Annotated in this window: 10 protein-coding genes; 2 read left to right on the forward strand and 8 right to left on the reverse strand. The window is 71.6% G+C overall.

From position 1 onward, the window contains the following. Both DW296_RS02940 and DW296_RS02945 read right to left on the reverse strand, forming a co-directional pair. On the reverse strand, positions 1–1,265 hold a 1,265-nt coding region (locus DW296_RS02940), incomplete at its 3' end, for a mannitol dehydrogenase family protein (RefSeq protein WP_136051023.1). Between the two features lie 42 nt (positions 1,266–1,307). Continuing rightward, positions 1,308–2,429, reverse strand: a complete 1,122-nt coding sequence (locus DW296_RS02945) for a GntR family transcriptional regulator (RefSeq protein WP_136051024.1) — start codon at positions 2,427–2,429, stop codon at positions 1,308–1,310. Positions 2,430–2,652: 223 nt separating this feature from the next. Here DW296_RS02945 and DW296_RS02950 point away from each other — a divergent pair, with 223 nt between their 5' ends. After that, positions 2,653–4,311 (forward strand): Ig-like domain-containing protein, encoded by a 1,659-nt coding sequence (locus DW296_RS02950; protein WP_136051025.1) that lies wholly within the window; start codon positions 2,653–2,655, stop codon positions 4,309–4,311. Positions 4,312–4,406: 95 nt separating this feature from the next. Here the strand turns inward: DW296_RS02950 and DW296_RS02955 are convergent, their stop codons facing one another. Together DW296_RS02955 and DW296_RS02960 are read right to left on the reverse strand one after the other, a co-directional pair. Beyond that, entirely contained in the window at positions 4,407–4,751 is a 345-nt protein-coding gene (locus DW296_RS02955) for a TraR/DksA family transcriptional regulator (RefSeq protein ID WP_136051026.1), read from the reverse strand. A 232-nt stretch (positions 4,752–4,983) separates the two neighbouring features. Next, positions 4,984–7,518: an MMPL family transporter gene (locus DW296_RS02960; RefSeq protein ID WP_136051027.1), complete on the reverse strand. Its 2,535-nt coding sequence runs from the start codon at positions 7,516–7,518 to the stop codon at positions 4,984–4,986. Positions 7,519–7,586: 68 nt separating this feature from the next. Between DW296_RS02960 and DW296_RS02965 the strand changes: the two genes are divergently transcribed. Then, positions 7,587–8,159 carry a TetR/AcrR family transcriptional regulator gene (locus DW296_RS02965; protein WP_025104106.1) on the forward strand — a complete coding sequence of 191 codons (573 nt, stop codon included), beginning with the start codon at positions 7,587–7,589 and terminating at the stop codon, positions 8,157–8,159. Between the two features lie 78 nt (positions 8,160–8,237). On the opposite strand, the gene DW296_RS16390 is transcribed toward DW296_RS02965, so the two are convergent. From DW296_RS16390 to DW296_RS02980, 4 genes are all read right to left on the reverse strand, one after another. Further along, positions 8,238–8,381, reverse strand: coding sequence for a hypothetical protein (locus tag DW296_RS16390; RefSeq protein WP_168428964.1), 144 nt, complete (start codon positions 8,379–8,381; stop codon positions 8,238–8,240). Next, complete coding sequence (purL, locus tag DW296_RS02970) at positions 8,378–10,708, reverse strand: phosphoribosylformylglycinamidine synthase subunit PurL (RefSeq protein ID WP_136051028.1); 2,331 nt, start codon at positions 10,706–10,708, stop codon at positions 8,378–8,380. The genes DW296_RS16390 and purL overlap by 4 nt, the downstream gene beginning before the upstream one ends. A 109-nt stretch (positions 10,709–10,817) precedes the next feature. Further along, positions 10,818–11,123 carry a PIN domain-containing protein gene (locus DW296_RS02975; RefSeq protein WP_136051029.1) on the reverse strand — a complete coding sequence of 102 codons (306 nt, stop codon included), beginning with the start codon at positions 11,121–11,123 and terminating at the stop codon, positions 10,818–10,820. Between the two features lie 60 nt (positions 11,124–11,183). Beyond that, on the reverse strand, positions 11,184–12,134 hold the full coding sequence (locus tag DW296_RS02980) for a helix-turn-helix transcriptional regulator (RefSeq protein WP_136051030.1): 951 nt from the start codon (positions 12,132–12,134) through the stop codon (positions 11,184–11,186). Positions 12,135–12,183 lie beyond the last annotated feature (49 nt).

A 12,183-nucleotide genomic window follows, 5' to 3' on the forward strand; every position in this document is an offset into this window, starting at 1 on the left:
AGCTCGTCCGCGGCGACGTCGTCGAGCGGGCGGCCCGCGCGCACCTCCGCGACGACGAAGCGGATCCACGCATCGATGAGCCGGATGGCGGCCGCGCCGGAGACGCCCCGCGCCAGGGCCAGCCGGAGGGGGCCCACCGCGCGGGCGCGCAGCTTAACGCTGCCGTCGGCGGCGATCTGGCGGAGCCGGTGCGCGATCGCCGGGTTGGCGAAGCGGGCGGTCAGCGCGGCACGGTAACCGGGGAGGTCGAGATCGGCGTCGGGGAGCAGGGCCTCGGCGAGGTCCCACAGCGCCCGCACCCCGGCCGCGCCGGAGGGATCGGCGATCGCCTCCGCCACCGTCTCCCGGCCGCGGATCAGCCCGTCGTATGCGAGCAGGGAGTGGGCGCCGTTCAGCATCCACAGCTTGCGTCTCTCGAACGGCGCGATGTCCGCGACGAACAGGGCTCCCGCGTCCTCCCAGCGCGGACGCGCGCCGCGGAAGGTGTCGGTGAGGATCCAGCTGTGGAACGGCTCGGTGACCACCAGGGCGTCGTCGTCGACCCCGGTCCGCGCCTGGAACGCCGCGACGTCGGCGGGGGTCACGCGGGGCGTGATGCGGTCCACCGCGGTGCTCACGATGTCGATCCGCTGCCCGATCCACGCGGCGAGCTGAGGGGAGACAGCGGTCGCGGCGTCGATGAGCGCCCGCTCCAGCGCCGCGCCGTTCGCGTCGAGGTTGTCGCAGGGGACGAGGGCGAGCGGGGCGTCGGGCACCGCACCACGGCGGGCGTCCAGTCCCCAGAGCAGCCGTCCGGGCATCGTCTTCAGCGCACCGGGGGTCACAGGCGCGGCGTCCGGTCCGAGCGCCGCCGCCAGCAGAGCGAGGTCGGCCCGGACGTCGGGGTCGTCACGGTCGAGGCGGCCGTCGGCGGCGAGCCGATAGCCCTTCTCTGTCACCGTGAGCGTGACGATCGACACCTCGGGGCGACGCAGGAGGTCGCGCAGCGCATCGGTGTCGGCACCTTCGTACGCCGCGACGATGCTCTCGACGGTCTCGATCCCGTCGCCGTCGGCGCCGCGGGTGAGGAGCGTGTAGACGTCGTCCTGCCGGGCGAGCACGGCCGCCTGGTCGGGGGAGCGGCCGGTGAAGGCGGCGATGCCCCACTCCCTCCTGGGGTCGGCGTGCGCGGTGAACCAGGCCTGGTGCGCCCGATGGAAGGCCCCGAGGCCGAGGTGGACGATGCGGACGGGGGCGCGGGGCGCACGACGGGTCGGGCGGGGCACGGGTCACCTCTTCTCGAGGGAGCGGCCCTCGTCGACTCCACCCTAGGATGGGGTCGGCAGGGATGCAAGCGGTTGCATGAAATGGGCGGAGAGGGTGGATCGGGCCCGACTCGACGAACGCCGGCGCACCTCCGGCTGCAGCAGCATCCGCACCGGTGCCGGGCGGCCGCCGCCGTCCAGTCGCGCCAGCAGGGTCGAGGCAGCGAGGCGACCGATCTCCCGCTTCGGCGGGGAGACCGCGGTCAGGGGCACCGGGGCGTGCGCGGCCTCTTCGTCGTCGTGGGAGACGAGCGCGACGTCCTCGGGCACCGACAGCCCGACACCGTGGAGATGCGGGAGCAGCGCGATCGCCTCCCGGTCGCCCAGGCACACGACGGCGTCCAGGGCGAGCTCCCGCACGCGCCGTGCGTAAGCCGCGAGGGCCGGGGTGTCCCACGACGAGCGCCGCTCCGTCCCGTCGGCGACGTCGGTGAGGCCGAGGTCGTCGATCCCGCGCTGGAAGCCGCGCCAGGCGGCCGCCGACGTGGCGGTGTCGCGTCGGCCGAGGAACCCGATCCGCCGCCGTCCCGCGGCCGCGAGGTGTCGGACTGCCGCATAGCCGCCGGCCACGACGTCGGTGCAGACGGCCGAGAGGGTGTCGTCCGGCGGAGCGCCGGTCGGCAGTCGCTCCATCAGCACGACGGGTACGGGGAGGGCGCGCAGCAGGTCGAGGCGGGCGGACGGGTCGGCTCGATGCAGGGTGGGGGTGAGGAGAAGGCCGTCGCAGCCGTCGGCGATGGCCTCTCGGATGCGGCGGATCTCGACCGCGTCGTCGTACGCGCTGGAGGTGACGCGCAGGGTGGCCCCGGCGGACGCCGCCACCTCGGCGACGCCCGCCACCACGGCGGGGAAGTAGTAGTCGAGCGACGGCACGATCACTCCGATCCGCCGTCGCGCCCGCGCGGCCACGTAGGTGCCCGCGCCCTGGCGTCGCACGACCAGTCCCTCGGCGGCGAGCAGGGCCAGCGCACGGCGCACGGTGTTGACGCCGACCGCGTGCGCGCCGGCCAGCGCGGTCTCCGGGGGCAGGCGGTCGCCGGGCGTCCACTCGCCTGCCGTGATGCGCGCGCGAAGCTGTGCGGCGAGACTCCGGAACAGCGGCTGGGTGTTCGGAAAAGCGCTCACACGACCCTCCCATCCGTGGGTGTCCGCTTTGTGCAACCGTATTCATTGCAAGGGTGCGGGACAAGGGTCCCCCGGCCGCTGCGGATCTCCGACGGGCCGGCAGGAGTGCGCAGTCCTTCCCCGATTCCTTCCCTCCCGCGTCTCCCGCGTTGACCCGTCTCCCGCGCGGCGTCACGGTGGCAGTCACGACGACTCCGCGCCGCGCGGAGCGGAAGGAGACACGATGAGACGCACACGCTGGCTGTCGGCGCTGGTCGCCGCCACCCTTCTCGCCGGCGGGGCGGTCGCCTCGAGCGGCGCCGCCTCCGCCCAGACGGTCACGACCGCCCTCGCCATCACTTCGCCGACCGACGGTGCCGTCGTCAGCGGCTCGATCCTCACCGTCGAGGGCAGCTTCGCCAATGCCGCGGAGCTCGTGCTCGTCGTCGGGGCGCAGGAACTGGTGCCCATCCCGACCAGCGGCACCTCCGGCACCTGGAGCGTCGATCTCGACATCGCGGACGTCGACGGACGGCTCGATCTCGCCGTCCGCGGCCGCGACCTCACGACGCTGTACACGACGTGGTCGGACTTCCTCGCCGTGGAGGTCGACAACCCCGCCGCTTCGCGTCCCGTCGTCACCATCGCCACTCCTGCCGAAGGGGCGTACGCGGGCTCGAGCCTGGACGTCGAGGTCGCGGTGCAGTCGGATCGTGCACTGACGACGGTCGAGGTGCGGGTCGACGGCGGTGCCTGGCAGGCCGCCACCGCGCAGTCCGGCGGGCTGTACGCGACGTCATTCCCCGTCGGGCCTGCGCGGTTCGCGAGCATCGAGGCGCGGGCCGTCGACGTGTCCGGGCACACGGGGGAGTCGACGACCACCTACGTGGCCCTCGGCGGGGCGACCCCGGAGGCCCCGGTCGTCTACGACCAGGACCGCGCGATGTGGATCTGGGAGCGCGCCTCGTACGAAGCCGTCTTCGACACCGACGCCCGGGACCGTCTCGGCGCCGTCATGGACGACACGACGACCTTCGGCTCCGACCCCATCCGCACGATCTACCTCGGCGTCGACAAGTACGGCAGCACCGACATGCTGCGGGAGTCGCGGTCCGAGGTGGCGGCGTTCGTCCAGTGGGCGCGCGGCCGCGGCTACCACGTGCAGGCCACCGTCGCCGGTGGCACGCGTCCGCCCTATCTAGGCGCGCTGGAGCAGTTCGAGCACTTCGCCGTCGACGAGTTCGAGAAGGTCCTCGACTACAACCTCGCCGTGCCGGAGTCGGCCCGCTTCGACGGCATCAACGTCGATATCGAGCCGTACATCCTGTCCGCGTGGAAGGAGCCCGGCAACGGCGGCCTGCCCGTCCGCTGGCTCGAGGTGCTCGACACGCTCATCGAACGTCGGGACGCCTCGGGACTCCCGGTCCTCGTGGGGCCGGCCATCCCGCGGTGGCTCGACTCGTCGGCCTGCTGCACGTCCATCACCTGGAACGGGCAGACGAAGGCCCTGAGCGATCACATCCAGGACATGACCGACTACATCGCGATCATGGACTATCGGGACACCGCGGACGGCAGTGCCGGGATCATCGCGCAGGCGCAGCACGAGATCGACTACGCGAACCAGATCGGCAAGCCGAACTCGGTCGTCGTCGGCATCGAGACGAAGGACCTCTCGGGCACCGGTGACCCGGAGACGGTGACGTTCTGGGAGGAGGGGCGCACCTACCTCGAGGGCGAGCTCGACAAGACCTACGCCGCGTTCCAGGATGACGCCTCCTTCGGCGGCATCGCCATGCACCACTACGACGATCTGCTGATGCTGCCGTCGGCCTGGGACGACACCCCGCCGGTCTACTACCCGGTGCCCGGCGCCGGCCCGGGAGGCCCCGCCCTCCCCTGACCCGTGGTCACACCTTCGGAGATCCCGGCCGGCACGCCGTCGACCGTCCCTGTCGCCCGGCGTGCCGGCCCACGTCTCCGAAGTCGTGCCCGGCGTCAGCGACCCAGCTTCTCGGCGCAGGCCACGCAGTACTCCGCGAACGGGCGCACCTCCAGGCGCTCCGGGGGGATGGGCCGCCCGCAGTGCGCGCAGATGCCATAGGTCCCGGCGTCCATCCGCACCAGCGCCTCGTCCACCTGGCGGAGCTCCGCCTGTGCCGCCTCGGCGAGCCCCGACAGCCGCGACCACTCCGACGAGAGCGTCACCCCTTCCGGGTCGTGCTCGTCGTCGTCGTTCGAGCCCTCGCGGTCGTGCATGAGCTCCGCGAGCGTGGCCGCCGTCGCCGTGACGCGGGTTTCGGCCTCGGCGCGGCGCTCTTGCAACAGCGCTCGCAGATCCATCCGCCCACTCTAGGCCCGCCCTGAGACACGCGCGTCGTCGCCGGACCAGGCATCCCGGCGGATTCAGGCGACACCGGTGACAGGTGCCTGAACTCCCGCGCCGGCCTGTCCTCTCCTGACAGCCTGCCCCCGCGACCGCTCGCGCAGGATCAGGCGCCCGCGCGGCATCAGGCGACACTGGTGACAGGTGCCTGAACCCGCGCGAACGCCTGAACCCGCGCGCGAACCAGACTCAGCGGCGGGCGCGCGGAGCCTCCACGGTGGGGACGGAGTCGGTGTGCACGCTGGGGTGATCCCGCTCCAGCGCCGCGCCCTCCATGTCGACGTTGGGGATGATGCGGTCGAGCCACTTCGGCAGCCACCAGGCCGAACGTCCGAGCAGGTGCATGAGTGCCGGCATCAGCAGCATCCGCACCACGAACGCGTCGAGCAGCACGCCGAACGCGAGACCGAACCCGATGGACCGGATGATGGTCGACTCCGAGAACACGAACCCGCCGAACACCGACACCATGATGAGCGCGGCCGCGATGACCACCGAGCGCCCGGCCCGGAAGCCCTGCGCCACGGCATCGCGCGCGGAGGCGCCGTGCACATAGGCCTCCCGCATCCCCGACGCGAGGAAGAGCTGATAGTCCATGGCCAGTCCGAACAGGATGCCGACGAGGATCACCGGCAGGAAGCTCAGGATCGGACCGGTGCTGTGCAACCCGATGAGGTCGGCGCCCCACCCCCACTGGAACACCGCGACGATGAGCCCGTACGTCGCGAACAGCGACAGCACGAACCCTCCCGTGGCGATGAGCGGCACGAGCAGCGAGCGGAACACGACGATCATGATGAGCAGCGACAGGCCCACGACGACCACGAGGTACAGCGGGAGCACGCTCGCCAGAGCCTCGGAGATGTCGATGTTGGTGGCGGCCTGACCGGCGACGCCGAGGGTGATGCCGCCGTCGATCTCGGGGAGACCCCGCAGATCCTGCACCAGCTTCTCGGTGGAGGCGCTGTTCGGCCCTTCGGCGGGCAGCACCTGGAAGGCGAGGAGCGTGTTGTCGTCCGACGTGGCGATGGGGGCCACCGCGACCACGTCGTCCTGCTCGGCGATCTTCTCCGCGACGGTCACCTGCGTGGCCAGCAGGTCGTCGTCGCTCACGGCGTCGTCGAGGGTGGCGGTGACCAGGAGCGGCCCGTTCGCGCCCTCGCCGAACTGCTCGTCGACGGTCTGGAACGCGCGGTAGCTGGTGGAGTCGGCGGGTTCGCTCGACCCGTCGGGGAGGCCGAGGCGCATCGACATCGCGGGGATCGCGATCACGAGCAGTGCGATGACGCTGACGAGGGCGGTGACGACCGCGCGCAGCGTCGACATCCGGCGCACGGGCTTCCCGGCCGCGTGCTCCTGGCCGATGGTCGCCCGCGCCTTGCGGCCGAGCAGGCGGGTGCCGACGAGGCCGAGGATCGCCGGGGCGAGGGTCACGGCCACGAGCACGGCGACCGCGACGCAGACCGCGCCCACCGTGCCCATGAGGCCGAGGAACGGCACGCCCGTCACGTTGAGGGCGAGGAGCGCGACGATGACCGTGGTCCCTGCGAACACCACCGCGGTGCCGGAGGTGCCGGTGGCCAGGCCGATCGACTCGCGCACGGGCGACCCCGCCAGCAGCTGCTTGCGATGCCGGTTCACGATGAAGAGGGAGTAGTCGATGCCGACCGCGAGCCCGAGCATCACGCCGAGGACGGGAGTGACCGAGGCCATGTCGACGACGCCGGAGAACGCGAGCGACGCCGTGACGCCCACTCCGACGCCGACCACGGCGGTGACGATGGGCAGGGCCGCACCGATCAGCGAACCGAGCATGACGATGAGCACGACCGCGGCGAACGCGAGACCGATGGCCTCGCCGACGCCGAAGATCTCCGGCACGCCCTGGGCGATGTCGGTGCCGAAATCGACCGTGACGCCGTCGATCTCCTCGTCCTGGAAGTGGGCGATGGTGCTCTGCTTGGTCTCTTCGGCGAGCTCCAGGCGCGGGTCGACGAAGGAGACATTGACGATCGCCGTGGAGCCGTCCTCCGAGACGACGCCGATGCCGTCCGCGAGGTTCAGCAGGGTCGTACCGAGCTCGAGCTGCTCCGCGCTGTCGGCGAGCTCTGCGCGGTTCTCGTCGATGGTGTCCTGCTGCGCGTCGAGCTGGGCGAGCTGGGCGTTCAGCTCCGCGAGCTGCGCGTCGAGTGCGGCGGTCTGCTGCGGCGGCGCGCCGGCGGCCTCGGCCTGCGCGCGCGCCCCTTCGAGCTGGGTGATCCCGGCCTCGAGCTGTGCCCGGCCGTCGTCGAGCTGGGCCTGGCCGGCGTCGAGCTGCGCGCGGCCGTCGTCGAGCTGGGCCTGGCCGTCCGTCAGCTCCTTCGCCTGCTCGTCCTGCTGCCGCTGGGCGTCGAACGGGTCGACGACGGAGGCGACGCCGTCGAGGTCTTCCGCGCTCGCGGCGAGGTCGGAGATCGCCTGCTTCTGCTCGTCGGTGAAGGGCTCGCCGTCGTCCGTCCGATAGACCACCGTCCCGGTGCCGCCGGCGGTGTCCGGCAGCTTGTCGGCGAGCTGATCGGTGACCTCGCCGGAGGCGGTGCCCGGGATGTCGAAGCTGTTGCTCAGCGTGCCGCCGAACGTGAGGAAGGCGCCGACGCCGAGCCCGAGGATCAGCACCCAGGAGACGATCACCGTCCACGCCCTGCGCGCAGCGAAAGAACCCAGACGGAACAGCAGTGAAGCCACGTGATCTCCTTCAGACGAAAAGAGCATACGGCACGTCTCGTCTAGGGATCTGTGGCTATCCTGAACGCATGGTGAACGAGCATCGCAGCGGCCCTGTGCGCAGCACGGCGGCCCGCGAGGCGATCCTCGACGCGACGGCCCGGCTCTTCCACAATCAGGGGTACGACCGGCTCACGATCGAGGGCATCGCCAAGGAGGCCAAGGTCGGCAAGCAGACCATCTACCGCTGGTGGCCGTCGCGCGGCGCCCTCATCGGGGAGTGCCTGGCCGAGGGACGCCTCATCCCCGTGGACTTCGTCGTGCCGGACACCGGAGACCTCTCCGCCGACGTGGAGACCTGGCTGCGGAGCGTCCTGTCGATCCTGGAGAAGCCGCAGGGCGGCGTACTGCTGCGGTCGCTCGTGGCCGCGGCCACGGAGGATGCCTCGGTCGGCGCGCACCTCGGCGAGAGCCTCGGGGTCGAGAAGTACCTGTCGGAGCGTCTCCGCGGCGGCATCCGCGACGGTCAGCTGCCGGAGGACGCCCCGGTCGAGCAGCTCGGTCGCGCCATCCTCGGGGCCATCATCGTGGAGTCCCTCGGCCGCGAGGCCCACGACCCGGGGTCCGTCGTCGCCCTGACCCGCTACCTCTTCGCCCGCTGAGGTCGCGGATCCGCACGAGGTCGCACGGATTCAGGGAATCCCTGCGACCCGGGTGCGAATCCGCGACGCGGGCCCGGATCAGCCGAGGAGCAGGGTGAGCACGGTCGCGCCGCCGCCACCGAGGATCAGCGCCACGATGACGGTCCACGCGATGATGCGGATGCGCCGGTTGCGCTTCTCGCCGAGATCGCCGTAGTCCTCGCTGAGGCCGTCGTTGCTCATGCGCTGACCGGCTCGGTGACGGTCGGACCGAAGTACGACGGCAGCGTTGCCTGCGAGCGCTCGCGGAGCTCGGCGGCCGAGACGGTGAAGACGTCCTGCACCTCGAGCTGCGGCTCGCTGTCCGTGACGCCGATGCGGGCGACCGGGTAGCCGCGGCCCTCGCAGAGTCCGCGGAACTTCACGTCGTCCTCGCGGGGAACGGTCACGATCACGCGGCCGGTCGACTCGGAGAACAGGGCGGTCGCGGCGTCCACGCCATCGCGCTCGATGATCTCGTTGAGCCAGACGCGGGCGCCGACGCCGAAGCGCATGACACCCTCGGCCAGAGCCTGTGCGAGACCACCTTCGGAGAGATCGTGTGCCGAGGAGATGAGCCACTCGTCACGGGCCGCGGCGAGCAGTCCGGCGAGGCGCTTCTCGCCCGCGAGGTCGACCTTCGGCGGGCGGCCGCCGAGGTGCTGGTGCACGACCTCGGCCCACGCGGAGCCGGAGAGCTCGGTCGACGTGGTGCCGAGCAGGTAGATGTTCTGCCCCTCGTCCTGCCAGCCGGACGGGATGCGGCGGGAGACGTCGTCGATGATGCCCAGCACGCCGACGAGCGGCGTCGGGTGGATCGGCACGTCGCCGGTCTGGTTGTAGAACGAGACGTTGCCGCCGGTGACGGGGGTACCGAGTTCGTAGCAGCCGTCCGCGAGGCCGTCGACGGTCTGCCCGAACTGCCACATGACCTCGGGGTTCTCGGGGGAACCGAAGTTGAGGCAGTCGGTGATGGCCGTCGGCACGGCACCGGTGACGGCGACGTTGCGGTACGCCTCGGCGAGCGCGAGCTGCGCGCCGGCGTACGGGTCGAGCTGGCAGTAGCGGCCGTTGGCGTCGGTCGCGACGGAGAAGCCCAGGCCGGACTCCTCGTCCACGCGGATCATGCCGGCATCGTCGGGGAAGCTCAGGGCCGTGTTGCCGAGCACGTAGTAGTCGTACTGGTTCGTGATCCAGCTCGTGTCCGCGAGGTTCGGCGAGGCGACGAGGGCGAGGAACTGCTCGCGCAGCGTCTCCGCGTCGTTCGCGCGCGGCAGGTTCTCGGCGGCGTCGGCCTGCAGCGCGTCGATCCACGTCGGGTAGGCGACCGGGCGGTCGTAGACGGGACCGTCGACCGCGACGGTCGAGGGGTCGACATCGACGATGCGCTCGCCCTGCCAGTCGATGATGAGGCGTCCGTCGCCGGTGACCTCGCCGAGCACGGAGGTCTCGACCTCCCACTTGTTCACGACGGCCAGGAAGGCGTCGAGCTTCTCGGGGGCGACGATCGCCATCATGCGCTCCTGCGACTCCGACATGAGGATCTCCTCGGCCGTGAGCGTGGGGTCGCGCAGCAGCACGTTGTCGAGCGAGACGTGCATGCCGCTGTTGCCGTTGGCCGCGAGCTCGCTGGTCGCGCAGGAGATGCCGGCGGCACCGAGGTCCTGGATCGCCTCGACGAGCTCGCCGCGGTAGAGCTCCAGACAGCACTCGATGAGCACCTTCTCGGCGAACGGGTCGCCCACCTGCACCGCGGGGCGCTTGGTCGGGCCGCCGTCGGCAAACGTGTCGGAGGCCAGGATGCTCGCACCGCCGATGCCGTCGCCACCCGTGCGGGCGCCGAACAGGACGACCTTGTTGCCGACGCCGGTGGCGTTCGCGAGCTTGAGGTCTTCGTGCCGCAGCACGCCCACCGCGAGCGCGTTCACGAGCGGGTTGGCCTGGTAGACGGAATCGAAGACCGTCTCGCCGCCGATGTTCGGCAGGCCGAGGCAGTTGCCGTAGAAGCTGATGCCGCTGGTCACGCCGTGCACGACGCGGGCGGTGTCCGGGTGGTCGATCGCACCGAAGCGCAGGGCGTCCATGACGGCGACGGGGCGGGCGCCCATCGAGATGATGTCGCGGACGATGCCGCCGACACCGGTCGCCGCGCCCTGGAAGGGCTCGATGAACGACGGGTGGTTGTGTGACTCGGCCTTGAAGGTGACGGCCCAGCCCTCGCCGACGTCGACGACGCCCGCGTTCTGGCCCATGCCCACCATGAGGCGTTCCTTCATCTCGTCGGAGACCTTCTGGCCGAAGCGGCGCAGGTAGTTCTTGCTCGACTTGTAGGAGCAGTGCTCCGACCACATCACCGAGTACATCGCCAGCTCGCCCGAGGTGGGGCGGCGGCCGAGGATCTCCTTGATGCGCGCGTACTCGTCGTCCTTGAGCCCGAGGGCGCCGTACGGCTGCTCCTTCTCGGGCGTCGCGATCGCGTTCTCGACGGAGTCGGGGACGTGCTGGGGGGAAGGTGCAGGGGCGGTGGTCACGCGCACTCCAAAGGAAGGGGCCGGCGGGGCAGGTTCAGTCTACCGGCGCGGTCGGGGCCGCTCTCTCGTGCGTGCTGTCGGACGGGGTCGCGGCGGGAAGGCGGCGGCGTCATGGCAGCTCGGCGAGGCTCAGGCCCTGTGCGCGTGCGGCGGCCGCCAGCTCGCGGTCGAACGTGAGGAGTGCCGTGACCACGTCGCCGAGTTCGAGCGCGGCGGCGAGGTGGAGAGCGTCCAGAGTGCGGAGCCCTGAGCCTGCCCGGATGGCCGCGGTCAGAGTCTCGTCGTCGAGGGAGACGAGCGCGACGCGGTCGAGGAGGCCGACGACGGCTTCGCGGTCGAGGGAACGGCGGTCGGCGATCGCGTGCAGCTCCACGGCGAGGAGGCGCGAGTCCAGTGAACCATCGCTCGGCGACATTGCGAGGCCGCACGGACGGAGCTCCCCGAACGTTCTGGATAACTCCTCTGCAGGGCGGCGTCAGGAGGAGGAGTGCGCTGCCGCGAACCGCTGCGCCAGCACCCCCGCCGCCTCGCGCAGCGCCTCGGGCCCGACCACCGTGAAAGGCGCGTCGAACCGGGCCACCGCGGCGAGCACACCCGTCCACGACCAGAAGCCGACCGTGACTCGGCACGAGTCCTCCGACAGCGGCACCACGGCGCCGTCTCCGACCCACGGCGCCACGTCCCGCGCCGGCAGGGCGATATCCACCACGCCCGTGCACGGCCAGCGGTCCTCGGCCGTCGAGCCCTTGGCGCGGGCGGCGAGGAAGGTCTGGGCGTCCGCGGCGGGCAGAGGCCGCGGCGTGAAGGAGGGCCCGGTCGGCGTGCGTGGCTGCAGTCGATCGAGGCGATACGTGCGCCAGTCGGCCGCGTCCAGGTCCCAGGCCAGCAGGTACCAGCGGCCCTCGCGCGCCACTATGGCATGGGGCTCGGTGCGCCGTGGAGGGCGGTCCCGCGCGGATCCGTAGTCGAAGCGGAGCACCTTCCGGTCGCGTACCGCCGCGCTCGCCGCCTCCAGCACGGCCGGATCGGCGCGGATCTCTGCCGGTGCTCCGTCGAAGCGGATCCCGTCGATGCGGTGGCGCAGGCGTGACGGCATGACCTGACGGACGGTCGCGAGAGCGCGCTGAGCGGCCTCGGCGACCTCGACCCCGGTCGCGCTCGCACTCTGCAGGGCGACGGCGATCGCCACGGCCTGCTCGTCGTCGAACAGGAGCGGCGGCATGTCCGACCCCGCTTCGAGGCGATAGCCGCCGTACGGGCCCTTGCTGGATCCGATGCGGTAGCCGAGCGCGCGCAGGCGATCGACATCGCGGCGCACCGTGCGCGGCGTGACGCCGAGACGGTCGGCGAGTTCCCCGCCCGGCCAGTCGCGCGTCGCCTGCAGCAGGGACAGCAGCGCGAGCATGCGCGACGAGCTTCCGGTCATGGCTCCATTCTGCGGCGAAAAGAGGACACAAACAGACCTCTACCGCTGT

It is taken from the genome of Microbacterium sp. K36 (assembly GCF_004794355.1).
GTDB classification, from domain to species: Bacteria; Actinomycetota; Actinomycetes; order Actinomycetales; family Microbacteriaceae; genus Microbacterium; species Microbacterium paraoxydans_D.

Bases quoted from the DNA above. Each gene is read 5' to 3' on its own strand.
- DW296_RS02950 (WP_136051025.1), top strand. From the start codon at position 2,653: ATGAGACGCACACGCTGGCTGTCGGCGCTGGTCGCCGCCACCCTTCTC.
- DW296_RS16390 (WP_168428964.1), bottom strand. From the start codon at position 8,381: ATGAGCAACGACGGCCTCAGCGAGGACTACGGCGATCTCGGCGAGAAG.
- DW296_RS02965 (WP_025104106.1), top strand. From the start codon at position 7,587: ATGGTGAACGAGCATCGCAGCGGCCCTGTGCGCAGCACGGCGGCCCGC.
- DW296_RS02975 (WP_136051029.1), bottom strand. From the start codon at position 11,123: ATGTCGCCGAGCGATGGTTCACTGGACTCGCGCCTCCTCGCCGTGGAG.
- DW296_RS02955 (WP_136051026.1), bottom strand. From the start codon at position 4,751: ATGGATCTGCGAGCGCTGTTGCAAGAGCGCCGCGCCGAGGCCGAAACC.
- DW296_RS02980 (WP_136051030.1), bottom strand. From the start codon at position 12,134: ATGACCGGAAGCTCGTCGCGCATGCTCGCGCTGCTGTCCCTGCTGCAG.